Below are 23871 nucleotides of genomic sequence, written 5' to 3' on the forward strand. Positions count from 1 at the left end.
CCGCCGAACGGCTGATGCCGGTGCGTTTCGCTGCTGGCGCGCTTGGCGATGGCCTGCCACACACGGATCTGACCGTGACCGCCGATCATGGCATGCTGGTCGATGGTGTCATCTGCCACGCGGGGGCTCTTGTGAACGGCACGACGATCACCCGCGTGCCACTTTCCGAGATGGGCGAGCGTTACACCGTCTACCACATCGAGACCGAGAACCACGAAATCATCCTCGCCGCCGGCGCGCCTGCTGAGACCTTCATCGACAATGTTTCCCGCCGGGTCTTCGACAACTTCGCCGAATTCGAAGCGCTCTATGGCGACGTGCCGGAGATGGAAGAGTTGCCCTATCCGCGTGCGATGTCCGCGCGACAGGTGCCGAAGGGCATTCTCATGCGCCTTTCGCAGCGAGATGTCGCCTGAGGGCGATCTCGACCTGCCTCTGCAACGCAGATTGACCGGCCGTTTGAGCGCGTGATACCGCTATTGGCATTGGTTTTCTATTAACTCTGCCTGCGGGGGTGTTTGGTGCTAGAGATTGTCAACACGGGCACCACCGATCTGGTGCATCTGACCGCTGTCCAGGTGAAATGGTCCGGCGTTCACATCGGCGGCGGCATCTATTTCAGCGCCAATCACTTCCCTTCGGCAGGCGGATCCCACACGGCAACGCCTCAGCAAGGCCTGCCCGGCGCGGCAGAGAGCCACGCAACGACGGAGTATGACTTTACGCTGCCCTCCGGGGGTGCCCCCTGGACAGCCTATCTGGAAGATCTTGACGGCAACAGTACCCCGGAAACGATCCTCGCCGGGTTCGACATCAGCCTGCAGGTGGGGGATCCTCTGGTCTCCACGGGGGCATTCTACAACGGTCCCGCCGCGCCGATGCTGATCGCCAACGATCCCAATGACCTGTCCGGCAATGTGGTGATCACCGGCTATCCCGAGGAGGACAACTCGCTCAACAACACCGCGGGCGTCCTGCACCAGACCACCGGCACCCTCGCCGCCGGTGACTATACCGAGCAGAACGTCAGCGGGGATATCGGCGGCTACTACACCGTAGAGGGGGCCGAACCCGTTGGCGGCATGAGCGGCGGAGGCACCTTCCTGACCTTCGATCCGAGCGGAGCTGGTGCGTCCCAGTCCTACCTGATCGGCGTCGTGGTGCGGGGGGGCGAATATACCACGCCCGGCGGGGTCGTGACCGGGACCTATGCGGAGTCCTCCAGCCTGTCGCCCCATTACGCCGAACTTGCCGCCGCGATCGAGTCCCTCTCTGGGGCGGACGCGCGGACCGCCGATGACTTTGCCCGCATGGTGCTGATGTCCGCGCAGTCAGCCGGGTCGTCCCTGACAACCGTCAATGGCCAGTTCTTCCACGAAGACATCTTCGGCGGGGTGAACAACGACACCCTTCTCGGCAATGGCGGCAATGACAGCATCTTTGGCCGGGACGGGGCGGATACGGTCAATGGCGGCGATGGCAGTGACACCTTGTCTGGCGGGACAGGCGCCGACCTGTTCCGTGGTTTCGGGGGAGGCGCAACCGACCGGATCACGGATTTCAATGCCGGTGAAGGGGACATCGTCGATCTGTCATCGCTCTTCAGCAACTTCTCCGAATTGCTTGCAGCCGCCACGGAACAAGGGGATGGATCATTGCTGATCTCCCTGCCCGCCGGGGTTGGCGGCGGATCCCTGGTGATGGACGGAACCAGCCTGTCTGCCTTGAACACCGCGAACACCAACCTTGTGTGCTTCTGTGCAGGGACGCAGATTGCAACGCCGGACGGCCCGCGCGCGGTCGAGGACCTTGGGATCGGTGACCGGGTTCAGACCGTTGAAGGGCGTTCCGTTCCGATCAAATGGATCGGTCGCCAGACGGTCATGACCCGCTTCGGCCCCGCTGAACGGCTGATGCCGGTGCGCTTTGATGCCGGGTCTTTGGGCGAGGGCCTGCCGCACACCGATCTGACAGTGACTGCCGATCATGGCATGCTTGTGGAGGACGTCATCTGCCACGCGGGGGCTCTGGCGAACGGGGTGACCATCCACCGGGTGCCTTTGGCCGAGATGGGAGAGACCTTCACCGTCTACCACATCGAGACCGAGGAACACGAAATCATCCTCGCAAATGGCGCGCCCGCCGAGACGTTTATCGACAATGTCTCCCGCCGGGTCTTCGACAACTATGCCGAGTTCGAGGCGCTCTACGGCGACGTGCCGGAGATGGAAGAGCTGCCTTACCCCCGCGCGATGTCTGTGCGGCAGGTGCCAGATTGGATGCAAAGGAAGCTTTTGCCATCTAAAGTTGCTTGATCTTCGGTAGCAAATGCTGCCCTCTACTGACTCTGGTGGATCACGTTTTCTGCTTTTCCTAGTCACTGCGCCTACGGCTTGGCGCATGCTTGTTAAGCAGTAGGCGTTGCATAATTACCAATAAATATTCAATCCGGAGTTAGGACACAGAATGGCCACTTACGACATTACCCACACCCTGGCTTACGACTACGGAAGCCCGGCAGGCTCGAACGGTTCGGTCCTTCTTCCAGCGCAAAACACCATAGCAGAGCTTAACGATCTACAGGGAGATATGGAGTTCACGGTAGGAAACTCCGTTCAGCTTTCAGGAGTCACGTACACATATGTTGGTCAGGTCATGATTGACGGGCAATCCTGGCCGATTTTCGACTATGTCGACACCAATCCGTTCCAGTTCCGGCTGGTCATGATGAATCAGCCCCCTTTGTCGCCACCTGCAACGCTAACCCCCGGTGATATCAGTACCGCTGCTTTCCCAACTTGTTTTGTCGAGGGCACAAAAATCAACAGTCCAGACGGAGAGCGCGCAGTTGAGAGCATCAAGATCGGAGATCGCGTACTCTCATCTGATGGCTCTGCTGTCCCGGTCAAATGGATCGGCCGTCAGACCGTCTCCACCCGGTTTGGTCCCGCCGAACGGCTGATGCCGGTGCGCTTTGCCGCTGGATCGCTTGGCAACGGACTGCCGCATACAGACCTGACGGTGACCGCTGACCACGGGATGCTGGTCGATGGAGTCATCTGCCACGCCGGGGCCTTGGTGAACGACACCACGATCACCCGCGTTCCCCTGTCCGAGATGGGCGAGACCTACACGGTCTATCACATTGAAACCGAGGAACACGAGATCATCCTCGCCAATGGTGCAGCTGCGGAGACGTTCATCGACAATGTCTCCCGCCGGGTGTTCGACAACTATGCGGAGTTCGAGGCGCTCTATGGTGACGTGCCCGAAATGCAGGAACTGCCTTATCCGCGTGCGATGTCCGCGCGGCAGGTGCCTCAGCACATTCGCGCGAGGATCTCGGCCAAGGCCGTCGCCTGATCCTCTCCCGCGGGCGGCCAAACCCCGCCCGCGACACCCATTCGCAGGGTTTCACGCTGGACCTTGGCCCGCAGATGCGGCATTAGAACCACAACGCGTATCTTGCCGGAGGCACAGCCCATGCTCTCTTTCCTCAACCGTCTGGTGACCTGGTGGAACGGGTCGACCGTCGGCACCCAGCTCTATACATGGCGCAATGGCCAGAAAGTGGGCGAGGACGATCAGGGCAACACCTATTTCCAGACCCGCGATGGCAAGCGCCGGTGGGTCATGTTCAACGGCGAGGCCGAAGCGTCCCGCGTCAGCCCCGACTGGCATGGCTGGCTGCACCACACCTATGACGAGTCGCCCGCCGACCGTCCGCTCGCTCACAAGGCCTGGGAAAAACCGCATCAGGCCAACATGACCGGCACCATGGCCGCCTATGCGCCCTCTGGCTCTCTGCGGCAAGCGCAACCCGCCGAGCGGCGCGACTACGAGGCCTGGAGCCCGGAATAAGCGCGCAGGCAGGAGACACTCCATGTCCGAGAATGCGACCGAAGTTCTGGTAGGCGGAGTCGTTCTGGCCGCGGCTATCGGCTTTTTTGTCTATGCCGGGCAGGTCACCGGGTTCGAGGCCGCAAGCGACAGCTATGAACTCAGCGCCTCGTTCCGCTCTGCCGACGGGATCGGTGTGGGCACCGATGTGCGCCTTGCCGGTGTCCGGGTCGGGTCGGTCACCGGGCTGGAGCTGAACCCCGTCACCTTCCGTGCCGATGTGGATTTCACCGTCGCGGGTGCCATCGAGGTGCCGGACGACACGCAGGCGGTTATCGCCTCCGAAGGGCTGCTTGGCGGCAATTTCCTGGAACTGGTGCCGGGCGGATCGGCCTTTAATCTGGCCCCTGGCGACGAGGTTTATGAAACCCAAAGCGCCGTCAGCCTGACCACGCTGATCCTGCGCGCCGTCGGTGGCGGGGACGGGGAATGACCCTGCGCGCGCTTGTTCTGGGTCTGGCTCTGCTGCCGATGGTGGCGGCTGCGCAGACGGGCGGTGTGGAACTGACCATCGAGCCCAATCCGAACGTGGATGCCGGCCCGCCGGTCGTGACCGCGCCCGGAGCGTTTCTGCGGGCGCTGGACAAATCCGTTGGCCGCGCCACCGATATCGAGATTGAGACGGGACAGACCGTGGTTCTGGGCCGAATTGCTGTGCGCCTGCTGGAATGCCGGTATCCGGAGGGCTCGCCGGGGTCTGAGGCTTATGCGCATCTGGAGATCACCGATCTGGAGGGGCGAGGGCTGTTTGACGGCTGGATGATCGCCAGCTCGCCCGCCCTGTCGGCGCTGGAACACCCGCGCTATGATGTCTGGGTTCTGCGGTGCAACACGGCCTCGGGCGAAACCCAGGACGGCTGAGCCTTGAAATTCGCGTCCCAATGCAGCGCGCGTTCCAGCCGCTTGCGATAGTCACTGCGCGGGATTTCCACCGCCCCGAGCGAGATCAGGTGATCGGTCACGAATTGCGTGTCGAAGAGCTGGAACCCCCCATAGCGCAGCCTGTAGACCAGATAGGCCAGAGCGATCTTGGAGGCGTCCCTGCGGCGCGAGAACATGCTTTCCCCGAAGAAGGCCGCACCAAGGGCCACGCCATAGACGCCACCCACCAGGTCCGGGCCGTCCCAGACCTCCAGCGAATGGGCAAAGCCCGCCAGGTGCAGTTGTTCATAGAGATCGAAGATGCGCGGGTTGATCCAGGTTTCGGCCCGGTCGGCGCAGCCCGCGACCGTGCCCGTGAAATCGCTATCCACCCTGATCTGATAGGGCTCGCGCCGGATTGTTCGCGCCAGCGAGCGGGAAATGCGAAACCCGTTCAGCGGAATGATCCCGCGCATTTGTGGATCGACCCAGAACACATCCGGGTCATCGCGTGATTCCGACATGGGAAAAATACCAGCAGAATAGGCACGAAGCAGCAAATCGGGCGTAAGCGCCGGGCGCTGCGGGGTCAGAAGATCATGTGCCATTCAAGCGAGGTCCGAAGCATGTAAGACCCTCAGCCTAACGCAAAAAGGGGGCGCGGGGCCAGACCGGCCTTGCGGACATTGTGTTTCCATTGTGGCCATGGTGAAATCGCGATTGGGGCTTGTGATTTCGAGATGGGGACGCGCCGCTGCATGAACCGAAGAGACGTTCTGAAACGCACCGGCGGTGCCGTCGTCCTTGCTGGAATGCCGGGTGCTCTGATGGCCCGTGAGGGCGGACTGACTGTGCCGCCGGAAGATGCCCCGCATCAGCGGACCTTCATGCAATGGCCCAACAGCCGCACGGTCTATCATGACGCAGGTTTCCTGCGCATGACACAAGCGACCATTGCCCATATCGCCAATACGATTGCCGCGTTCGAACCGGTGACGCTGCTGGCCGCAGAGGAGCATCACGCGCGGATCGGGCGGATGGTCTCTAGCGATGTGGAGCTATGGGACATCCCGACCGAGGATCTGTGGTGCCGCGATGCCGGGCCGCTCTTTGCGCGCCGCCCCGACGGGTCGCTCGTGGTCAGCCATCTGCAATTCAATGGCTGGGGCAACAAGCAGGTCGATACCCATGACAGCCAGATCGCCACCCGCGTCGCGGACCGGCTCGGGCTGCCGGTGATCCCGTCGGGTCTGGTGGGGGAGGCGGGCGGTGTGGACCATGACGGGCACGGGCTGCTCATTGGTCACGAAAGCAGTTGGGTCATCGACAACCGCAATCCGGGCCTTTCCCGCGAAGAGATCGAGGCGCGCCTGCTGGCGGCCTATGGGGCCACACGCATGATCTGGGCGCCGGGCCTGCGGGGGCAGGATATCACCGATTACCATATCGACAGCCTCGCGCGCTTCACCGGGCCGAACCGGGTGCTCATCAACCTGCCTGATGAGCCGGATGAGGCCGACCCCTTCCACATGGCCGCGCTGGACACCCATGACGCACTGATCGCGGGCGGGGTGGAGGTCGAGGTGATCCCGGAGCCTTGGGACCGGCGCGTCGACAGCGAGGATTTCGTGGCGTCCTATGCCAATTACTACGTCTGCAACGGTGCGGTGATCGCGGCGGAGTTCGGCGACGAAGAAACAGATGAAATCGCACGGGTGGCCCTGGCGCGCCATTATCCGGGCCGGGAGGTCATCATGTTGAATGTCGATCCATTGGGCGAGCTTGGCGGCGGTATTCACTGCGCCACGCAGCAGATGCCCGCATGATGGGCTGGTTCCGGAACAACACCGCCCAGATCGAAGCCGGGGCGGCGGTGGTGACGGCCCTTGTTGCGGTGGCGGCGCTTGTGGGCGTCAAACTGCAACTGGATGCAGCGGACGAGATCCAGCGCGCCCAATCGGCCCGCGATGCCTACCGCGCCCATTTGGCCCTTGCGGTGGCGCATCCCGCCCTGGCCGATCCGGTGGATGCCTGCGCGCTGATGGGGTCGCGCAACGGGGCGTCCTATGCGGCCTTTGTCGATCACCTGCTTTATTCCGCCGAGCAGATGCTGACCGTCGATCCAAGCTGGGAAAGCACCTTCGCCGAGGAGTTGGAACCGCATCGCGCCTATATGTGCTCCTCCGTTGCCACGATCAGCTATGATGCGGCGATGGAGCCATTCATCACCCGCTTCCTCGCGGAGGGCTGTGACGAGGCGCCGGTGTGTGAATAGAAAAAGCCGCCCGTTTCGGGGCGGCTTTTCAGGTGCGGGCCTGAACTCAGCCCTGCATGTTGGTTTCCAGCCACTTCTCCAGCCAGTGGATGTTGTACTCCCCGGTCAGGACGGCCTCTTCCTCCAGCAGCGCGTGGAACAGCGGGATGGTGGTGTCGATCCCGTCGATGATCAGCTCGCCCAATGCACGTTTCAGGCGTGACAATGCCTCGGGCCGGTCGCGGCCGTGGACTATGAGCTTGCCGATCAGGCTGTCGTAATAGGGCGGGATCGAATAGCCGGTATACAGCGCCGAATCCATCCGCACACCAAGCCCGCCGGGGGCGTGGAACTGGGTGATCTTGCCGGGGCAGGGGGTGAAGTTCGGCAGTTTCTCGGCGTTGATCCGGACCTCGATGGAATGGCCCTGGACCTGCAGGTCTTCCTGGCTGAAGGACATGGGCAGCCCTTCGGCAACGCGGATCTGTTCGCGCACCAGATCGACGCCGAAAATGCCCTCGGTCACCGGGTGTTCCACCTGCAGGCGGGTGTTCATCTCGATGAAGTAGAACTCGCCGTTCTCGAAGAGAAATTCGATCGTGCCCGCGCCTTCATAGCCGATGGCGGCAATGGCATCGGCGCAGGTCTTGCCGATCCGCGCGCGGGTTTCGGCGTCGATGGCGGGGCCGGGGGCCTCTTCGAAGACCTTCTGGTGGCGGCGTTGCAGCGAACAGTCGCGCTCGCCCAGATGGACCGCGCCGCCCTTGCCGTCGCCAAACACCTGCACCTCGATATGACGGGGCGCGCCGAGATATTTCTCGATATAGACCTCGTCATTGCCGAAGGCGGCCTTGCCCTCTGACCGGGCGGTGCGGAAAGCGTTGTCGAGCTCCGCGGCCGTTTTCGCCAGCTTCATGCCGCGCCCGCCGCCGCCTGCGGTGGCCTTGATGATCACGGGATAGCCGATTTCCTCGGCCACCACGCGGGCGGTTTCCAGATCGGGCACGCCGCCATCGGACCCGGGCACGCATGGCACGCCCAGTTTCTTCATCGTGTCCTTGGCAGTGATCTTGTCGCCCATGATGCTGATATGCTCAGCCGACGGACCGATGAACTTGATGCCGTGATCTTCCACGATCTGCACGAAGTTCTGGTTTTCCGACAGGAAGCCATAGCCGGGATGGATCGCCTCGGCGCCGGTGATCTCGCAGGCCGAGATGATGGCGGCGACGTTCAGATAGCTCTGCGTGCCAGAGGGGGGGCCGATGCAGATCGCCTCATCGGCCATGCGCACATGCATCGCGTCGCTGTCGGCGGTGGAGTGCACGGCCACGGTCTGGATGCCCATCTCGCGCGCCGCGCGGATCACGCGGAGCGCGATCTCCCCGCGGTTGGCAATGAGGATCTTGGTAAACATGCGCGACCCCATCAGGCGATGATCATCAGCGGGGTGCCGAATTCGACCGGGTCGCCGTCGCCCACGAGAATGCGGGTGACCTTGCCCGCGCGGGGAGACGGAATCTGGTTCATGGTCTTCATCGCCTCGACGATCATCAGGGTCTGACCTTCGGCGACCGTGTCACCGACGCTGACGAAAGCGGGGGTGCCGGGTTCGGCCTGCAGATAGGCGGTGCCGACCATGGGTGAGGTCACTGCGCCGGGATCCTGCGCCGGATCGCCGGACGAGGCGGCGGCAGCCGGGGCGGATGCAGCGGGGGCAGGGGCGGCGGCCGGGGCAGGGGCCGCGACGGGGGCAGGCGCGGGGGCGGCCACGATGCTTTGCTTGCTGACACGGACATTTAGGCTGTCATTGTCACCATATTCGCGCATGACCTCCAGCTCGGTCAGTTCATTCTGGGCCAGCAGTTCCGCCAGCGCCTTGATGAAGGCCACGTCCCCGTCATGTGTCTTGTTTGCCATCTCTGCCCTCGGATGTTCTGGCGAGGGACGCCCCCCCGCGCGGATGATCATGTTCCGGGCTATATACGCGTTCCCCAAGGGGCTGAAAAGCCAAACCGGATGCGAAATCGACCCGGTTCTGTGCAAAGCGGCGTCTCATCTGCCCGGAATTGAAGCCTCTGCGCAGGAAAATGACGAATCCGGCGGGTTTTCCGCAGGATTCATTTTTTACCGCTTGATCAAAAAATGGACCTGTGTCAGCGTTTCCTCAAAAGAACAAGCCATTCGATCAGGGAGGCACCCATGACGAACAGCCCGTTTACCCCGGGACTCGCGTCCGGCCGTCTATCGGCCGAAGACTACGCATCCAATTTCGGCGACCTGCATGACCCGCTGGACGATCACGAGGCATTGGTGGCGGCGGATCGCTGTTACTTCTGCCACGACGCGCCCTGCATGACGGCCTGCCCGACGGATATCGACATTCCCCTGTTCATCCGTCAGATCGCCACCGGCACTCCCGAAGCGGCGGCGCGTACGATCCTGTCCCAGAACATCCTCGGCGGCATGTGCGCCCGCGTCTGTCCGACCGAAACGCTCTGTGAAGAGGTTTGCGTGCGCGAAGTGGCCGAAGGCAAGCCGGTCATCATCGGGCAGCTGCAGCGCTACGCCACCGACAAGCTGATGGAGGCGGGGGTGCACCCCTTCACCCGCGCGGCCACCACCGGCAAGAAAGTGGCCGTTGTGGGCGCCGGCCCCGCGGGCCTGTCCTGCGCGCATCGTCTGGCGATGAAGGGCCATGACGTGGATCTGTTCGACGCGCGGCCCAAGGGCGGCGGGCTCAACGAATACGGCATCGCGGCCTATAAGACGGTAAACGGATTTGCCGGGGCCGAGGTGGATTGGCTGATGCAGATCGGGGGCATCACGCTCCATACCGGCAAGGCCCTCGGCAAAGATCTGACCCTCGATGCGCTAAAAGCTGACTATGACGCCGTATTCCTCGGCATGGGACTTGGCGGTGTCAACGCCCTGCGCGCCGAGGGCGAAGACAAGAGCGGCGTCTCCGATGCCGTTGAATTCATTTCCGATTTGCGCCAGTCCGAGGATCTCTCCTCCCTCCCTGTCGGGCGCAATGTGGTGGTGATCGGCGGCGGTATGACCGCCGTCGACGCCGCCGTGCAATCGAAGCTTCTGGGCGCGGAAAACGTGACGATCCTCTACCGTCGCAGCCGCGCTGAAATGCCCGCCAGCCGGTTCGAACAGGATCTGGCGGCGTCGAAAGGCGTGCGGCTGGTGTTCAACGCCAAGCCCGTCCGCGTGACCGGCAACGGCGCGGCGCAGGCACTGGAGGCAGAATACACAATGTCCGGCCCCGACGGGCTGAAAGGCACCGGAGAGACCTTCACAATCCCCGCCGATCAAGTGCTGAAAGCCATCGGCCAGACGCTGGAGGGCGCACCGGACGCGCTGACCATCGAGGGCGGCAAGATCGCCGTCACCGGTCCGGGCCGCACCAGCATGGAAGGGGTCTGGGCTGGGGGCGACTGTGCCTCGGGCGGCGAAGACCTGACCGTGACCGCCGTGGCCGAAGGCCGTGACGCGGCGGAAGACATCCATGCGAGCCTGACGGGCGCATGATGCGGGCGGCGGTCCTCTCCCTGGCCGTCTGGCCCGCTGCCGCCGGGGCGACCGGCGGCGCTGCGCCCGTGGCGGGGTTGGGCCCCTATTGCGACCCGGAAACGGGGCAGGAGGTGTTCACGCTGACCGCCGAAGGCCTCTTCGAGCCGCCGCAGACCCTCTGCCGCTTTCGCACGCCGCTGGCCGAAGACCTCACCTATGAGGGCGAGGTGGCGTGCGAAACCCCGCTGTTCATGGATCCCGCCGCACCCAACACGCCCTCTGATATCATCCTGTCCGGCTACCGACTGTCCCTGCGGCCGGGCGAAGAGGCCGGAACGCTGATCTACCGCCACGATGACGCGGCCCCGGTTGAAACCCTGCATTGCCACGCGGTCTGGCCGCTCTAGGAAAGGGTACACGTTTCTTGGCCCACTGCCGTTCCATCACAAAAGCCTCTGCGCCATTGCTATGCGCCGTGCTGCTCGCCGCGTCGGCTGCCGCTTCTGAGAGCGGGATCAGCGGGGCATGGTGCGCGGACAACGAGACGATGTGGATTCAAGAGACCCGGATCGGCTTCAATGACCACACCCTGTGTGAGGTGGCCTTGCCGATCGCGCTCGGCGAGGACGGTGCCTATTCCACGGGGCTCAACTGCGCGAATGTCTACGTCCTGTCCGAGCGTGCGGACGGGACTCTGGAAACGACAGAGATTCCGTTGCCGGAACTGACCCACCTGACATTGAGAGAGCAGGCGGGCGAGCTTCTCGCCGATTTCTCGGAACAAGGCCAGCTTGTCTATGCGCGCTGCATCTGGGACCCGCAGGGGCAGGAAAATTGACATGACCATCAAGAAAACCCGTCGCCGGACACGAGCGGCACTGGATAAATCGCCCGCGTAGGCTTCGCGGCTTCGTCAACAGGGAAAGGACACCCAAATGGCAGACCTCTCCACCGAGTTCATCGGCATCAAATCCCCCAATCCGTTCTGGCTGGCCTCGGCCCCGCCCACGGACAAGGAATACAACGTCCGTCGCGCCTTCGAGGCCGGGTGGGGCGGTGTCGTCTGGAAGACCCTGGGCGAAGAAGGCCCGCCGGTCGTCAACGTCAACGGCCCGCGCTACGGCGCGATCTGGGGGGCGGACCGGCGCCTGCTCGGCCTCAACAATATCGAACTGATCACCGACCGCCCGCTGGAGGTGAATCTCGAAGAAATGACCCGCGTGAAGAAGGACTGGCCCGACCGCGCGCTTATCGCCTCGCTGATGGTTCCGGTGAACGAGGACAGCTGGAAGGCGATCCTCGACCGGGTGATCGAAACCGGCTGCGACGGGGTGGAACTCAATTTCGGCTGCCCCCATGGGATGAGCGAACGCGGCATGGGCAGCGCCGTGGGGCAGGTGCCGGAATATGTCGGCCAGGTCACCGAATGGTGCAAGAAGCATTCCGACCTGCCGGTGATCGTGAAGCTGACGCCCAACATCACAGACATCCGCAAGCCCGCGCAGGCGGCGAAGGATGGTGGCGCGGATGCGGTCAGCCTGATCAACACGATCAATTCGATCACCTCGGTCGATCTCGATCTCTTCGCACCCGAACCCACCATCGACGGCAAGGGCGCCCATGGCGGCTATTGCGGCCCGGCGGTGAAGCCGATTGCGCTCAATATGGTGGCGGAGATTTCGCGGTCTCCGTCCCTGCAAGGCCTGCCGATTTCCGGTATCGGCGGCGTCACCACCTGGCGCGACGCGGCGGAGTTCATGGCGCTCGGCGCGGGCAATGTGCAGGTCTGCACGGCGGCGATGACCTACGGGTTCAAGATCGTGCAGGAGATGATTTCGGGCCTGTCGCAATACATGGATGAGAAGGGCTTCACCTCGACCTCCGAACTGGTGGGCCGCGCGGTGCCAAACTGCTCCGACTGGCAGCATCTCAACCTCAACTACATCACCAAGGCCCGGATCGATCAGGATGCCTGTATCAAATGCGGGCGCTGCTACGCGGCCTGCGAGGACACCAGCCACCAGGCGATCACCATGTCCGAGGATCGGGTCTTCGACGTGGATGACAGCGAATGCGTGGCCTGCAACCTGTGCGTGAATGTCTGCCCGGTCGAGGGCTGCATCACCATGGAACAGCTGGCCCCCGGCACCGTGGATGAACGCACCGGCAAGGTGGTCGAGAAGGACTATGCCAACTGGACGACGCATCCGAACAACCCGGGGTCCTGCGCGGCGGAATAACGGGTTTGGCTGGCGGGAAAGGCGTTTCGAAACGCCTTTCTCACGCGGTTTCGAAACCGCGTTGGAAGCGCATTCGAATGCGCTTTTCCCAAGCCGCTTCGAAGCGGCTTCCCCGCTCCGGCTCAGAGGCTGCGCAAGAGGTCGCCAAGCCGGTTCATCCCGTCCTCGATCATCGCGCCATCCGCGCAGGAAAACGCCAGCCGTAGCGTATTCTCGCCCGTTCCATCCGCATGAAACGCCCGGCCCGGCACGAAGGCGAGGTTCTTTTCTTCGATCGCGCGGGCCAGCAGATCGGCCGCATCCATCCCACGGGGCAGGGTCAGCCAGATGAACATGCCGCCTTCGGGCCGCGTCCAGTGCACGCCTTCTGGCATATGCCGGGCCAGCGCCTCCAGCATCGCATCGCGCCGCGCCCTGTAGGCAGCCCGGATCCTGTCAACATGGGCGTCGAAACAGGCCTCGGCCACCTTGTGAATGGCCATCTGGTTGATCGTCGCGCTGTGCAGATCGGCGGCCTGTTTCATCAGCACGAGCTGCTGGATCACCGGGCTTGCCGCCACCACCCAACCAACGCGAAGACCGGGCGACAAGGTCTTGGAAAAGCTGCCACAATAGACGGTACGACAGGCCTCCAGATCACCTTTTCGAGCCAGTTCCAGCGCCAGGATCGGCGGCACCGGATCGCCGTCATAGCGCAAGCTCTGATAGGCGGCGTCCTCCAGCACCATGCAATCCAGCTCCTCGGCCAGATCGAGCAGCTTTTCGCGGCCTTCACGGTCCACGGTTTCGCCCGTGGGATTGGCGAAATCGGGCGAGAGGTAGAGGAACTTCACACGGCCACCTTCAGCCTCAGCCGCCGCCCGGTAATCTTCAGCCGCGCGATTGGTGCGGATATGCAGCCGGTCATAGCGTGGTTCATAGGCATTGAACGCCCCGAGCGCGCCCATATAGGTGGGCCAGCCCACAAGCGCGGTATCGCCGGGCGACAACATCAGCTTGCCCAGATAGTCCAAAGCCTGCTGCGAGCCGCTGGTGATCAGCACATTCTCCGGCCTGCAGACGACGCCGATCTTCGCCATTTCCCCCGCGATCCAGGTTCTGAGCGGCAGGTAACCCTCCGACACCGAATATTGCAGGGCCTGATTGGGGGCCTCGGTCAGTACCTGGCTGTAGGCGGCGGCAAACTCGGCCTTGGGAAACAGCGCCGCATCCGGGATGCCGCCCGCGAAAGACAGGATGCCGGGGCGGTCCAGCAGTTTCAGCAACTCCCGGATTTCCGATGCTTTCATGCGGGTCGTCCGGGTGGCGAAATGGGGTGCGAGACTCATGGGCGGGATCCTCCTCGACCGAGGAGCCTACGCGCGCCGAAAAATAAGTCAACAAGATTGACCTAAAAGGCCGATGCGGACCTATTCGGGCCGGAGCAACCTGGTAAACAGCCCATCCAGGAAACTGCCCGCTTCGGCCAGCGGATCGTGCCCCGGCCCCAGCACCGCGCGCACCTGCACGTCGAAATCCGCGTAATGCTGGGTCAGCGCCCATATGGAAAAGAGCAGGTGATGCGGGTCGAGATCGGCGATCTTTCCGGCAGCGATCCAGTCGCGGATGACGGCGGATTTCTCCTCGACCAGCTCGCGCAGCTCTCCCTCCAGCGCGCCGATCATCCGTGGCGCGCCCTGGATGATCTCATTGGCGAAGAGACGGCTTTCGCGGGGAAAATCGCGGCTCATCTCCAGCTTGCGGCGTACATAGGTCATCAGTTCCTCGACCGGCTCGCCCTCCGGGTCCAGATCGCGCAGCGGGTCGAGCCATGTGGTCATCAGTTCGGTCAGCAGGCTGACATGAATGGCCTCTTTCGAAGGGAAATAATACAGCAGGTTCGGTTTCGACAGCCCTGCCTCGGCGGCGATCTGGTCCAGCGTCGCGCCGCGGAAGCCCTGACGCGAGAACACCTCCAGCGCCGCGTCGAGAATCGCCTGCGTGTTCTTGCGCTGAATGCGGGTCTTGGGCGGTTGAACTTTAACGGTCATCAGCATCACATTCCTGCGGTTTCGGGCCGAACCCTTGCGATAGACGGTTCCAACAGCGCCGCCAAGACCCGCAAGAAACAGGTTTTTCGCCTATTTGGCCCGCGAATGCCAATCCTTTGGGTGCAAAATCTTGACTGGTCCTATCCCTTTGATAGCGTGTTCTTGACCAGTTGGTCAAAACAGGAATGAACAGGCCCGGGCACGCATCCGGTCCGCATGACAGGGAGAGCCACAATGTCCGCCCCCGGCGAAAACCTCAAGATCAACGGCGCGCGTCTTTGGGACAGCCTGATGGAGATGGCCAAGATCGGCCCCGGTATCGCGGGCGGCAACAACCGGCAGACCCTGACCGATGACGATGCCAAGGGCCGCGCCCTGTTTCAGCAGTGGTGCGAGGCGGCGGGCTGTTCCATGGGGCTGGACGAAATGGGCAACATGTTCGCCCGGCGCGAGGGCACCGACCCCGACGCGCTGCCGGTCTATATGGGCAGTCACCTCGATACGCAGCCCACGGGCGGCAAGTATGACGGGGTTCTGGGCGTTCTTGGCGGGCTGGAGGCGTTCCGGACCATGAACGACCTTGGCATCAAGACGAAACACCCGATCGTGCTGGTCAACTGGACCAACGAGGAAGGCACACGCTTTGCGCCCGCCATGCTGGCCTCGGGCGTTTTCGCGGGCAAGCATGGTCGCGATTGGGCCTATGACCGGGTCGATGCCGAGGGCAAACGCTTCGGCGATGAACTGGAACGCATCGGCTGGAAAGGCGAGGAAAAGGTAGGCGACCGCAAGATGCACGCGATGTTCGAGCTGCATATCGAGCAGGGCCCAATTCTCGAGGCCGAGGGCAAAGATATCGGCGTTGTCACCCACGGGCAGGGGCTGCGCTGGATCGAATGCACCGTGACGGGCAAGGAAAGCCACACCGGATCGACGCCGATGTCGATGCGCAAGAATGCGGGACGTGGATTGGCGCTGATCACCGAACTGGTGCATGAGATTGCGATGAAGAACCAGCCCAATGCCGTGGGCGCCATCGGTCATATCGACGTCTACCCCAACAGTCGCAACATCATTCCCGGCAAGGTCGTCTTCACCGTCGACATGCGCACCCACCTTCTGGACAAGCTCAACGCCATGGTGGCCGAACTGATGGAGCGGGCGCCGAAGCTGTGCGAAGAGATCGGCGTGAGCTTCGAGTGCGAGATTGTCGGCCAGTTCGATCCGCCCGCCTTCGACGAGGGATGCGTCTCTGCGGTGCGCGATGCGGCCAAACGGCTCGGCTACAGCCATATGGACATTGTCTCTGGCGCGGGCCACGATGCATGCTGGATCAACGACGTGGCCCCCACGGCGATGATCATGTGCCCCTGCGTCGACGGCCTCAGCCATAACGAGGCCGAGGAAATCAGCCCGGAATGGGCAGAGGCCGGCGCGAATGTTCTCTTCCACGCTGTCGTGGAAACCGCGGAGATTGTTGAATGAATTCAAGACTGATCGTTGCCGGGATTGTGGCTCTGACGGCCCTTGGCGGCTGCGTGAATACCGGGATCACCCCCACCAGCCGGGATCAGGTGCCGCAGGCGGTCTGGAACCGCGTGCCGCCCGGAACCCCGGTGCAGGAGATTCAGCAAGGCACCGTCGACGGCTGCTACTGGTACCTGCGCCACGGCCCGCTGGAAACGGTCTGGGTGCCGGTGCGTGACATCGAAAGCGTCCCGATCTGCACCTGATCTGACGCAAACAGGGAGACAACACCATGACCACGAAAGTCATCAAAGGCGGCACGGTCTGTACTGCGGACCGCACCTGGAAGGCCGATGTGCTGATCGAGGACGAGACCATTAAGCAGATCGGCGAGGATCTGAAGGGCGATGAATATATCGACGCGGACGGGGCCTATGTGATCCCCGGCGGCATCGACCCGCATACGCATCTGGAGATGCCCTTCATGGGCACTACGGCGGCCGAAACGTTCGAGACCGGCACCTGGGCGGCGGCCTGTGGCGGTACCACGATGCTGGTCGATTTCTGCCTGCCCGGCGCGGACGGGTCGATCAAGAACGCGATCCATGAATGGCACCGCAAATCGGCCCCGCAGATTTGTGCCGATATCGGCTATCACATGGCCGTCACCGGCTGGAACGAAAGCGTCTTCAACGAGATGAAGGACGCGGTCGATATGGGCGTGAACTCCTTCAAGCATTTCATGGCCTACAAGGGCGCGCTGATGATCGAGGATGACGAGATGTTCGCCTCGTTCAAGCGCTGCAAGGAACTGGGCGCGCTGCCCATGGTCCATGCGGAAAACGGCGACCTCGTGGCCGATATGCAGGAACAGATGATCGCGCAGGGGATCACCGGGCCTGAGGGTCATGCCTATTCCCGCCCGCCCGAATTTGAAGGCGAGGCCGCGAACCGCGCCATTACCATCGCCGATGCGGCGGGTGTGCCTCTCTACATCGTGCATGTCTCCTGTGAGCAGGCGCATGAGGCGATCCGCCGGGCGCGGCAGAAGGGTATGCGCGTTTACGGCGAGCCTCTCATACAATTCCTAACACTTGATGAAACCGAGTATTTCAACAAGGACTGGGACCACGCCGCGCGCCGGGTGATGAGCCCGCCGTTCCGGTCGAAGGACCATCAGGACAGCCTCTGGGCCGGGCTTCAGGCGGGCAGCCTGCAGGTCGTGGCCACCGACCACGCCGCCTTCAACACCGAGCAGAAACGCGCCGGACGTGACGACTTCCGGATCATTCCCAACGGGTCGAACGGGCTGGAGGAACGGCTTGCCGTGCTCTGGACAGAGGGCGTCGAAACCGGCCGCCTGACTCCGAACGAGTTTGTCGCAGCCACTTCAACGAATGTCGCCAAGATCTTGAATATATACCCGAAAAAGGGCGCCATCGTCGAAGGGGCAGATGCCGATATCGTGGTCTGGGACCCCAAGATTTCGAAGACGATCAGCGCCTCGAACCACCATTCGATCCTCGATTACAACGTCTTCGAAGGCTTCGAGGTCAAGGCGCAGGCGCGTTATACGCTGAGCCGGGGCGAGGTCATCTGGGCCTGGGGTCAGAACAGCCAGCCGCAGCCCGGTCGGGGCCGGTTCGTGCCGCGCCCGGCCTTCCCCTCGGCGCATGAGGCGCTGTCGAAATGGAAGGCGCTGACCGCGCCCAAGATGATCCAGCGCGATCCGCTGAACATCCCGGCGGGGATCTGATTATCGTTTGAAAACAATCCGCTCCGGGGGTTTCCCGGAGCGGTTCAATAAGCCGGAACCGGGCAAAACCGGGCAGCCAAAGGGAATAGGTGTGAGCCAGGACACTGTGATCAAGGCCGAGGGCCTCAACCTCGTCTTCGAGACGAATGACGGCCCCGTACATGCGTTGAAGGATGTCGACCTGGAGATCGACAAGGGCGAATTCGTCAGCTTCATCGGACCCTCGGGCTGCGGCAAGACCACCTTCCTGCGCTGTATCGCGGCGCTGGAGACGCCGACGGGCGGCGGCCTGAGCGTGAACGGGATGACGCCCGATGAAGCGCGCCGGAATCGCGCCTATGGCTATGTCTTTCAGGCCGCCGGGCTGTACCCCTGGCGCACCATCGCGGGCAATATCAAGCTGCCCCTTGAGATCATGGGATATAGCCGCGCGGATCAGGAATCCCGCGTGAAGAACGTCCTGGAACTCGTTGATCTTGAAGGGTTTGGAAAGAAATATCCCTGGCAGCTGTCGGGTGGGATGCAGCAGCGGGCCAGCATTGCGCGGGCGCTGGCCTTCGATGCCGATATCCTGCTGATGGACGAGCCGTTCGGGGCGCTTGACGAGATCGTGCGCGACCATCTGAATGAGCAGCTTTTGCAGCTTTGGGCGCGCACGAACAAGACCATCGGCTTCGTCACCCATTCGATCCCTGAGGCCGTGTATCTCTCGACCAAGATCGTGGTGATGAGCCCGCGTCCGGGGCGGATCACCGACATTATCGACAGCCCTTTGCCCAAGGAACGCCCCCTCGATATCCGCGACACACCGGAGTTTCTGGAGATCGCCCACCGGGTGCGGGAGGGGCTGCGTGCCGGTCATGCCTATGACGATTGAGGCGCTGAAAATGGGGGGGTGCCCCCCGTACACCCCCTGTACACCCCCCGTGCACCGGGCGTGCAGACAAATGGCGACGGGGGCGGGTCATGCGTAATGTGCTGCCGATCCTGACCGTGGTCGCGGTGCTGCTCGGGGTCTGGTATCTCGCGGTCGCGCCGATGAACTTTCGCCTCGCGCTCGATGCCGCGACGCGGGGCGGGGCGGATGTGACTCCGGCGACGCCCGATGAGCAGGGGCAGACCGGGCTGATCCGGCTGATGCTGGACAATCCCTCGGTTATGCCCGCGGCGCTCAGCTTCGAACGCCCGCGCCTGCCGCAACCGCAGGCGGTGGTGGTGGAGATCTATGAAAACACGATCGGGCTGGCGCGCAATTGCGAATGGCAGGGGTTCGGGGGCGAGCGGGACAACTGGTCGCCGCTGTCGGATGGCTGCCTGCGCGTGATCGAGAACCGCCGGTCGCTGATCTTCCACGCCTGGCAGACGCTGGCGCCGACTCTGCTCGGCTTTGCCATTGGCACCGGGTTAGGCGTGCTGCTGGCCGTGGGGATCGTTTATAACCGGACGATGGATCTGAGCGTGATGCCCTGGGCGATTGCGTCGCAGACCATCCCCATTCTCGCGATTGCACCGATGGTGATCGTGGTACTGAACGCGGTCGGCATCCAGGGGCTGCTGCCGAAATCGCTGATCTCCAGCTATCTCAGCTTTTTCCCGGTCGTGGTCGGCATGGTGAAGGGGTTGCGCAGTCCGGGGGCGATGGACCTCGACCTGTTGCGCACCTATTCGGCCAGCGGCGCGCAGGAATTCTGGAAACTGCGTCTGCCGAGCTCTCTGCCGTATCTCTTTGCCTCGCTGAAGATCGGCATCGCCGCGGCTTTGGTCGGCACCATCGTGGCGGAATTGCCGACGGGCGCACGGTTCGGGCTTGGATCGCGGCTGCTGACCGGCAGCTATTACGGGCAGACCGTACAGATCTGGGCGGCGCTGTTCATGGCGGCGATCTGCGCGGCGTTGCTGGTCTGGTTGATCGGGGCGGTTGAGAAACGGACGCTGACTCGGTTGGGATTGGTGCGATGAGCGGGACACAGGCGGGGAAATTCCTTGGAAGGAATTTGCAAAGCTCTTCGAAGAGCTTTCTTGCGCCCGTGGCGGGTGCTGTGGCCCTTGCCGGGGCGGGGGCGCTGCTGGATTGGCGGTTGGGCCTGGTGCTGGCGGTGTGGCTGGCGGCCTGGGGGCTGAACATCGTGCTGACCGAAAGCGGCAGCCCGGGACGACGCTTCGTCGTGCCCACCCTTTTCGGCATCACGCTGCTGGTGCTGTGGCAGATGTCCGTGCGGCTCTTCGATATCAGTCAGGTCATCCTGCCGGCGCCCACGGATATCTGGGAGGCGATCACCACGTCGGGCCCGGTGCTTTGGGCCGATTTCGTGCAGACCGTCGTGAAGGGCGCGCTCTCAGGCTATGTGATGGGGGCGGTGCTGGCCATTGCCACGGCCATTGCGGTGGACCGGTCGCAATTTCTGCAACGGGGCCTGTTGCCGGTGGGCAATTTCATCGCGGCGCTGCCGATTGTGGGCACTGCGCCCATTCTGGTCATGTGGTTCGGCTTCGGCTGGCAGTCCAAGGCCGCTGTCGTCGTGGTCATGGTGTTCTTCCCCATTCTCGTGAACACGGTGGCGGGGTTGAAGGAAACCGATGCCATGCAGCGCGACCTGATGCGGACCTATGCGGCGAGTTACTGGCAGAGCTTTGCCAAGCTGCGCCTGCCCGCCGCGCTGCCCTTCATCTTCAACGGGCTTAAAGTTTCGACAACGCTGGCGCTGATTGGTGCTATCGTGGCGGAATTCTTCGGCTCGCCCATTGTCGGCATGGGGTTTCGCATCAAGACCTCGTTCGGCACGCTGGAACTGGCTATGGTCTGGGCGGAGATCGCGGTTGCCGCGGTGGCGGGCTCGGGGCTTTATGGATTGGTGACGCTGGCTGAGAAACGGCTCACCTTCTGGCACCCGTCGCAAAGGGCGGGGCGATAAATGACAACAAAGATCCAACACTCGGAGGTAAGACAATGAAGAAACTGATGACATCGGCGCTGGCCCTTGGCCTTGCGACCGGCGCGGCTGCGGCCGACGAGGTGACGCTGCAGTTGCAGTGGGTCACGCAGGCGCAGTTCGCGGGCTATTATGTGGCGCTGGAGAACGGCTATTACGAGGAAGAAGGGCTCGACGTGACGATCCAGCCCGGCGGCCCCGATATCGCGCCCCCGCAGGTGCTGGCCGGTGGCGGTGCCGACGTGATGCTGAACTGGATGCCCTCGGCGCTGGCGGCCCGTGAACGCGGCCTGCCGGTGGTCAACATCGCGCAGCCCTTCGCGCGGTCTGGCCTGATGCTGACCTGTTGGGCGGATTCGGGCATCACCGAGCCCGCGGACCTTGCCGGTCACACCATCGGCGTCTGGTTCTTCGGCAATGAATACCCGTTCCTGAGCTGGATGTCGCAGCTCGGCATTCCGACCGACGGGTCCGAGGGAGGCGTGACCGTCCTGCAGCAGGGCTTCAATGTCGATCCGCTGTTGCAGCGGCAGGCGGACTGCATCTCGACCATGACCTATAACGAATACGGTCAGGTGCTGGATGCGGGCGTCAGCCCCGATGACCTGATCACCTTCCAGTATGAGGATCAGGGCGTTGCGACGCTGGAAGATGGCATGTGGGTGCTGGAAGAGAACCTGGAAGACCCGGAATTCGTCGACCGTATGGCGCGGTTCGTGCGCGCCTCGATGCGCGGTTGGGACTGGGCCGAGGAGAACCCGGAAGACGCGGCAATGATCGTGCTGGATTATGACGAGACCGGCGCCCAGACCGAGTCGCATCAGGTGCGGATGATGAGCGAGATCGCCCTGCTGACCGCTGGGTCCGACGGGCGTCTGGACGAGGCCGCCTATCAGCGCACCGTGGATACGCTGCTGGCCGGTGGCTCTGACCCCGTGATCACGGCGGAGCCCGAGGGTGCCTTTACCCATGTCGTTACCGATATGGCGCTTGGCCAGTAACATCGCCCCTCAACGAAAATGTGGCGCGGTCCTCTGACGAGGGCCGCGCCGCTTTATTCTGGTGCCCGTGGCGACGCGATGCGTCAGGCCCGGCGGGGCATTGGGTTGAAAGGGATCGGAATTGGGCGTTTCGCCAGAACCATGCTAGGCTGCCCTTCTTTGGGAGGACGAAACGATGGCAATGACGGTTCAGGTGATCTACCCCACCGGTGAGGGCAAGACATTCGACTATGACTATTACGTCGAGACGCATTTGCCGATGGTGGGCAAGGTGATGGGGCCGCATGGGCTGGCCGATGCCATGGTGAGCAAGGGGCTGGCGGGCGGGCCGGATGCGCCTCCGGGATATTTTGCCGTGGCGACGCTGATGTTTCCCGATGAGGCGACCATGAAGGCCGGGCTTGGCGCGGCGGGGCCCTTGCTGGAGGACATTCCCAACTTTACAAATGTACAGCCTGACATGCTGATTGGCACGACGCTGTAAAGCCGCCATCAAGGCTTTGCCAATAAACGGGTTTTCTGTTAATCCATCGGTGTGAAACCCGAGGGATGAGGTCTGATGCGCGAGCGGCAAAATCCGGTGCGGCGGCAATCGCTGACCGGCACACGCATTCGCGAGAGGCGTCTTGCGCTGGCGATGCGGCAGAGCGATCTGGCGCAGGCGGTGGATATTTCGGCGAGCTATCTCAACCTCATCGAACACAACAAGCGCAAGATTGGTGGCAAGCTGGTTCTGGACCTCGCGCGGGCGCTGAAGGTGGAGCCCTCTCGCCTGACCGAAGGCATGGATGCTACCCTGTCGGACATGTTGCAGGCCGCCGCGCGGGATACGGCGCGCAGTTTCGGCCCGCCGGCCGAGACCGACCGGATCGACGAGCTGGCGGGGCGGTTTCCGGGCTGGACCGGGCTGATCGGGGAACAACAGAAACGCATCGCGGCGCTGGAGGCGGCGGTCGAAGGCCTGCAGGACCGGCTGAGCCATGACCCGGTGCTGGCGGAATCCATGCATGAGGTTCTGTCGACGGTAGCCGCCATTCGCTCGACCTCGGATATTCTGGTGCGCGAGCCTGATCTGGACGCACAGTGGCGCGGGCGGTTCCATCGCAACCTGCATGAGGAGGCGGAGCGGCTGTCGGCCTCAGCCACGGCATTGCTGGCGCATTTCGAGGGGCAGGGGGCGCGGGCGGAGACGCTGACGACCCCGCAGGAACAGGTGGAAGCGGTGTTCGAACTGGCGGGCCACCATTTCCCCGAGATCGAGGCGGGCGGGGTGGCGGCGATTCCCGAAGTTCTGGGTCGCATGAGGGCGCTGGCCGATGACGATGCCCGCGACCTCGCCGCCCGCCACCTGGCGCGCTATGCGGCGGATGCCGCGCGCCTGCCCCTGTCCGAGGTGCTGGCCGCGGCGGCGGAGGTGGATTTCGATCCGCAGACCCTGTTGCCGCTGGCAGGCGGCGACGCGGCGCTGCTGCTACGGCGGCTGGCAGCCTTGCCGCAAGGGGGCGCCGAGGCGGTGCCTGCCTTCGGGCTGGCCACCTGCGACGCCTCGGGGGCATTGCTTTTCCGCCGACGCATCAACGCCTTCTCGATCCCGCGCTATGGGTCGGGATGCCCGCTCTGGCCGCTTTACCGGGCGCTCGGGCGGCCCATGGTGCCCGACAGCGCGGTGCTGGACCTGCCCGATGGCAGCCGCTTTCGCGCTTGGGCTGTGTGCCAGCCCATTGGCCCTGCGGGCTTCGGGTCGGAGCCGGTGATGGAGGCCACGATGTTGCTGCGCGCGCTGCCCGACGATGCGCCCGCCAGCCCCGGTGCGGTGCCGGTCGGGCCGGGCTGTGCGCTGTGCCCGAGAGAGGCCTGCGCCGCGCGCCGGTCCGGGGGGCGTTTTGGATAGGGCCACATTCGGAAGGTCC

The 23871-nt window shown here is 63.4% G+C and carries 26 protein-coding genes; 21 read left to right on the forward strand and 5 right to left on the reverse strand.

The window, feature by feature from the left end; genetic code table 11:
- The 6 genes from EP237_RS08070 to EP237_RS08095 all read left to right on the forward strand — a co-directional run.
- A partial coding sequence (locus EP237_RS08070; protein WP_206052269.1) for a Hint domain-containing protein occupies positions 1-416 on the forward strand: 416 nt, incomplete at its 5' end.
- A gap of 105 nt (positions 417-521) precedes the next feature.
- Positions 522-2315, forward strand: coding sequence for a Hint domain-containing protein (locus EP237_RS08075; RefSeq protein ID WP_127559946.1), 1794 nt, complete (start codon positions 522-524; stop codon positions 2313-2315).
- A 340-nt stretch (positions 2316-2655) separates the two neighbouring features.
- Positions 2656-3363 carry a Hint domain-containing protein gene (locus EP237_RS08080; protein ID WP_164744660.1) on the forward strand — a complete coding sequence of 236 codons (708 nt, stop codon included), beginning with the start codon at positions 2656-2658 and terminating at the stop codon, positions 3361-3363.
- Positions 3364-3483: 120 nt separating this feature from the next.
- Entirely contained in the window at positions 3484-3861 is a 378-nt protein-coding gene (locus tag EP237_RS08085) for an NADH:ubiquinone oxidoreductase subunit NDUFA12 (protein WP_127559950.1), read from the forward strand.
- Positions 3862-3883: 22 nt separating this feature from the next.
- The gene (gene mlaD / locus EP237_RS08090; protein WP_127559952.1) at positions 3884-4333 is read left to right on the forward strand and encodes an outer membrane lipid asymmetry maintenance protein MlaD; all 450 of its coding nucleotides are present in this window, start codon (positions 3884-3886) and stop codon (positions 4331-4333) included.
- A complete protein-coding gene (locus EP237_RS08095) occupies positions 4330-4761 on the forward strand; it encodes a DUF2155 domain-containing protein (protein ID WP_127559954.1) in 432 nt (143 codons plus the stop codon). Before mlaD ends, EP237_RS08095 begins: the two co-directional genes overlap by 4 nt.
- Here EP237_RS08095 and aat read toward each other — a convergent pair.
- A complete protein-coding gene (gene aat, locus EP237_RS08100) occupies positions 4704-5369 on the reverse strand; it encodes a leucyl/phenylalanyl-tRNA--protein transferase (protein ID WP_127559956.1) in 666 nt (221 codons plus the stop codon). The genes EP237_RS08095 and aat overlap by 58 nt on opposite strands.
- Positions 5370-5519: 150 nt before the next feature.
- Here aat and EP237_RS08105 point away from each other — a divergent pair, with 150 nt between their 5' ends.
- Together EP237_RS08105 and EP237_RS08110 are read left to right on the forward strand one after the other, a co-directional pair.
- Entirely contained in the window at positions 5520-6587 is a 1068-nt protein-coding gene (locus tag EP237_RS08105) for an agmatine deiminase family protein (RefSeq protein WP_127559958.1), read from the forward strand.
- Positions 6584-7036, forward strand: a complete 453-nt coding sequence (locus EP237_RS08110; RefSeq protein ID WP_127559960.1) for a hypothetical protein — start codon at positions 6584-6586, stop codon at positions 7034-7036. The genes EP237_RS08105 and EP237_RS08110 overlap by 4 nt, the downstream gene beginning before the upstream one ends.
- A 46-nt stretch (positions 7037-7082) precedes the next feature.
- Here the strand turns inward: EP237_RS08110 and accC are convergent, their stop codons facing one another.
- Together accC and accB are read right to left on the reverse strand one after the other, a co-directional pair.
- The gene (gene accC / locus EP237_RS08115; protein ID WP_127559962.1) at positions 7083-8432 is read right to left on the reverse strand and encodes an acetyl-CoA carboxylase biotin carboxylase subunit; all 1350 of its coding nucleotides are present in this window, start codon (positions 8430-8432) and stop codon (positions 7083-7085) included.
- 11 nt (positions 8433-8443) lie between these two features.
- Positions 8444-8935 carry an acetyl-CoA carboxylase biotin carboxyl carrier protein gene (gene accB, locus EP237_RS08120; protein WP_127559964.1) on the reverse strand — a complete coding sequence of 164 codons (492 nt, stop codon included), beginning with the start codon at positions 8933-8935 and terminating at the stop codon, positions 8444-8446.
- Positions 8936-9217: 282 nt separating this feature from the next.
- Here accB and EP237_RS08125 point away from each other — a divergent pair, with 282 nt between their 5' ends.
- From EP237_RS08125 to preA, 4 genes are all read left to right on the forward strand, one after another.
- Complete coding sequence (locus tag EP237_RS08125; protein ID WP_127559966.1) at positions 9218-10555, forward strand: NAD(P)-dependent oxidoreductase; 1338 nt, start codon at positions 9218-9220, stop codon at positions 10553-10555.
- Positions 10552-10944 carry a hypothetical protein gene (locus tag EP237_RS08130; RefSeq protein ID WP_164744661.1) on the forward strand — a complete coding sequence of 131 codons (393 nt, stop codon included), beginning with the start codon at positions 10552-10554 and terminating at the stop codon, positions 10942-10944. The genes EP237_RS08125 and EP237_RS08130 overlap by 4 nt, the downstream gene beginning before the upstream one ends.
- A gap of 140 nt (positions 10945-11084) precedes the next feature.
- Positions 11085-11375, forward strand: coding sequence for a hypothetical protein (locus EP237_RS08135; protein WP_127559971.1), 291 nt, complete (start codon positions 11085-11087; stop codon positions 11373-11375).
- 97 nt (positions 11376-11472) lie between these two features.
- Positions 11473-12777 carry an NAD-dependent dihydropyrimidine dehydrogenase subunit PreA gene (preA, locus tag EP237_RS08140; protein ID WP_127559973.1) on the forward strand — a complete coding sequence of 435 codons (1305 nt, stop codon included), beginning with the start codon at positions 11473-11475 and terminating at the stop codon, positions 12775-12777.
- A 122-nt stretch (positions 12778-12899) separates the two neighbouring features.
- Here preA and EP237_RS08145 read toward each other — a convergent pair whose 3' ends face one another.
- Together EP237_RS08145 and EP237_RS08150 are read right to left on the reverse strand one after the other, a co-directional pair.
- On the reverse strand, positions 12900-14105 hold the full coding sequence (locus tag EP237_RS08145) for an aminotransferase-like domain-containing protein (protein ID WP_127559975.1): 1206 nt from the start codon (positions 14103-14105) through the stop codon (positions 12900-12902).
- An 81-nt stretch (positions 14106-14186) separates the two neighbouring features.
- Positions 14187-14807, reverse strand: coding sequence for a TetR family transcriptional regulator C-terminal domain-containing protein (locus EP237_RS08150; protein WP_127559977.1), 621 nt, complete (start codon positions 14805-14807; stop codon positions 14187-14189).
- A 234-nt stretch (positions 14808-15041) separates the two neighbouring features.
- On the opposite strand from EP237_RS08150, the gene EP237_RS08155 reads away from it, so the two are divergent.
- From EP237_RS08155 to EP237_RS08195, 9 genes are all read left to right on the forward strand, one after another.
- Positions 15042-16292: a Zn-dependent hydrolase gene (locus EP237_RS08155; RefSeq protein ID WP_127559979.1), complete on the forward strand. Its 1251-nt coding sequence runs from the start codon at positions 15042-15044 to the stop codon at positions 16290-16292.
- On the forward strand, positions 16289-16540 hold the full coding sequence (locus tag EP237_RS08160) for a hypothetical protein (RefSeq protein ID WP_127559982.1): 252 nt from the start codon (positions 16289-16291) through the stop codon (positions 16538-16540). Before EP237_RS08155 ends, EP237_RS08160 begins: the two co-directional genes overlap by 4 nt.
- Before the next feature lie 26 nt (positions 16541-16566).
- Positions 16567-18030, forward strand: a complete 1464-nt coding sequence (hydA, locus tag EP237_RS08165) for a dihydropyrimidinase (protein ID WP_127559984.1) — start codon at positions 16567-16569, stop codon at positions 18028-18030.
- 91 nt (positions 18031-18121) lie between these two features.
- On the forward strand, positions 18122-18907 hold the full coding sequence (locus tag EP237_RS08170; protein ID WP_127559986.1) for an ABC transporter ATP-binding protein: 786 nt from the start codon (positions 18122-18124) through the stop codon (positions 18905-18907).
- A gap of 89 nt (positions 18908-18996) precedes the next feature.
- Positions 18997-19989 (forward strand): ABC transporter permease, encoded by a 993-nt coding sequence (locus EP237_RS08175; protein ID WP_127559988.1) that lies wholly within the window; start codon positions 18997-18999, stop codon positions 19987-19989.
- The gene (locus EP237_RS08180) at positions 19986-20942 is read left to right on the forward strand and encodes an ABC transporter permease (protein ID WP_127559990.1); all 957 of its coding nucleotides are present in this window, start codon (positions 19986-19988) and stop codon (positions 20940-20942) included. Before EP237_RS08175 ends, EP237_RS08180 begins: the two co-directional genes overlap by 4 nt.
- 35 nt (positions 20943-20977) lie before the next feature.
- Entirely contained in the window at positions 20978-21961 is a 984-nt protein-coding gene (locus tag EP237_RS08185; RefSeq protein ID WP_127559992.1) for an ABC transporter substrate-binding protein, read from the forward strand.
- A 175-nt stretch (positions 21962-22136) separates the two neighbouring features.
- Positions 22137-22445, forward strand: a complete 309-nt coding sequence (locus EP237_RS08190; protein ID WP_127559994.1) for an EthD family reductase — start codon at positions 22137-22139, stop codon at positions 22443-22445.
- Between the two features lie 75 nt (positions 22446-22520).
- Positions 22521-23852: a short-chain fatty acyl-CoA regulator family protein gene (locus tag EP237_RS08195; protein ID WP_240661575.1), complete on the forward strand. Its 1332-nt coding sequence runs from the start codon at positions 22521-22523 to the stop codon at positions 23850-23852.
- The last annotated feature ends 19 nt before the right edge of the window (positions 23853-23871 follow it).

Source organism: Nioella ostreopsis (genome assembly GCF_004000255.1).
Taxonomy (GTDB): Bacteria; Pseudomonadota; Alphaproteobacteria; order Rhodobacterales; family Rhodobacteraceae; genus Nioella; species Nioella ostreopsis.

Bases quoted from the DNA above. Each gene is read 5' to 3' on its own strand.
- EP237_RS08160 (WP_127559982.1), top strand. From the start codon at position 16,289: ATGAATTCAAGACTGATCGTTGCCGGGATTGTGGCTCTGACGGCCCTT.
- EP237_RS08125 (WP_127559966.1), top strand. From the start codon at position 9,218: ATGACGAACAGCCCGTTTACCCCGGGACTCGCGTCCGGCCGTCTATCG.
- EP237_RS08155 (WP_127559979.1), top strand. From the start codon at position 15,042: ATGTCCGCCCCCGGCGAAAACCTCAAGATCAACGGCGCGCGTCTTTGG.
- preA (WP_127559973.1), top strand. From the start codon at position 11,473: ATGGCAGACCTCTCCACCGAGTTCATCGGCATCAAATCCCCCAATCCG.
- EP237_RS08195 (WP_240661575.1), top strand. From the start codon at position 22,521: ATGCGCGAGCGGCAAAATCCGGTGCGGCGGCAATCGCTGACCGGCACA.
- accB (WP_127559964.1), bottom strand. From the start codon at position 8,935: ATGGCAAACAAGACACATGACGGGGACGTGGCCTTCATCAAGGCGCTG.
- EP237_RS08080 (WP_164744660.1), top strand. From the start codon at position 2,656: ATGATTGACGGGCAATCCTGGCCGATTTTCGACTATGTCGACACCAAT.
- EP237_RS08180 (WP_127559990.1), top strand. From the start codon at position 19,986: ATGAGCGGGACACAGGCGGGGAAATTCCTTGGAAGGAATTTGCAAAGC.
- aat (WP_127559956.1), bottom strand. From the start codon at position 5,369: ATGGCACATGATCTTCTGACCCCGCAGCGCCCGGCGCTTACGCCCGAT.
- EP237_RS08095 (WP_127559954.1), top strand. From the start codon at position 4,330: ATGACCCTGCGCGCGCTTGTTCTGGGTCTGGCTCTGCTGCCGATGGTG.
- EP237_RS08135 (WP_127559971.1), top strand. From the start codon at position 11,085: ATGTGGATTCAAGAGACCCGGATCGGCTTCAATGACCACACCCTGTGT.
- mlaD (WP_127559952.1), top strand. From the start codon at position 3,884: ATGTCCGAGAATGCGACCGAAGTTCTGGTAGGCGGAGTCGTTCTGGCC.
- EP237_RS08175 (WP_127559988.1), top strand. From the start codon at position 18,997: ATGCGTAATGTGCTGCCGATCCTGACCGTGGTCGCGGTGCTGCTCGGG.
- accC (WP_127559962.1), bottom strand. From the start codon at position 8,432: ATGTTTACCAAGATCCTCATTGCCAACCGCGGGGAGATCGCGCTCCGC.
- EP237_RS08190 (WP_127559994.1), top strand. From the start codon at position 22,137: ATGGCAATGACGGTTCAGGTGATCTACCCCACCGGTGAGGGCAAGACA.
- hydA (WP_127559984.1), top strand. From the start codon at position 16,567: ATGACCACGAAAGTCATCAAAGGCGGCACGGTCTGTACTGCGGACCGC.
- EP237_RS08110 (WP_127559960.1), top strand. From the start codon at position 6,584: ATGATGGGCTGGTTCCGGAACAACACCGCCCAGATCGAAGCCGGGGCG.
- EP237_RS08145 (WP_127559975.1), bottom strand. From the start codon at position 14,105: ATGAGTCTCGCACCCCATTTCGCCACCCGGACGACCCGCATGAAAGCA.
- EP237_RS08130 (WP_164744661.1), top strand. From the start codon at position 10,552: ATGATGCGGGCGGCGGTCCTCTCCCTGGCCGTCTGGCCCGCTGCCGCC.
- EP237_RS08085 (WP_127559950.1), top strand. From the start codon at position 3,484: ATGCTCTCTTTCCTCAACCGTCTGGTGACCTGGTGGAACGGGTCGACC.
- EP237_RS08185 (WP_127559992.1), top strand. From the start codon at position 20,978: ATGAAGAAACTGATGACATCGGCGCTGGCCCTTGGCCTTGCGACCGGC.
- EP237_RS08105 (WP_127559958.1), top strand. From the start codon at position 5,520: ATGAACCGAAGAGACGTTCTGAAACGCACCGGCGGTGCCGTCGTCCTT.
- EP237_RS08150 (WP_127559977.1), bottom strand. From the start codon at position 14,807: ATGACCGTTAAAGTTCAACCGCCCAAGACCCGCATTCAGCGCAAGAAC.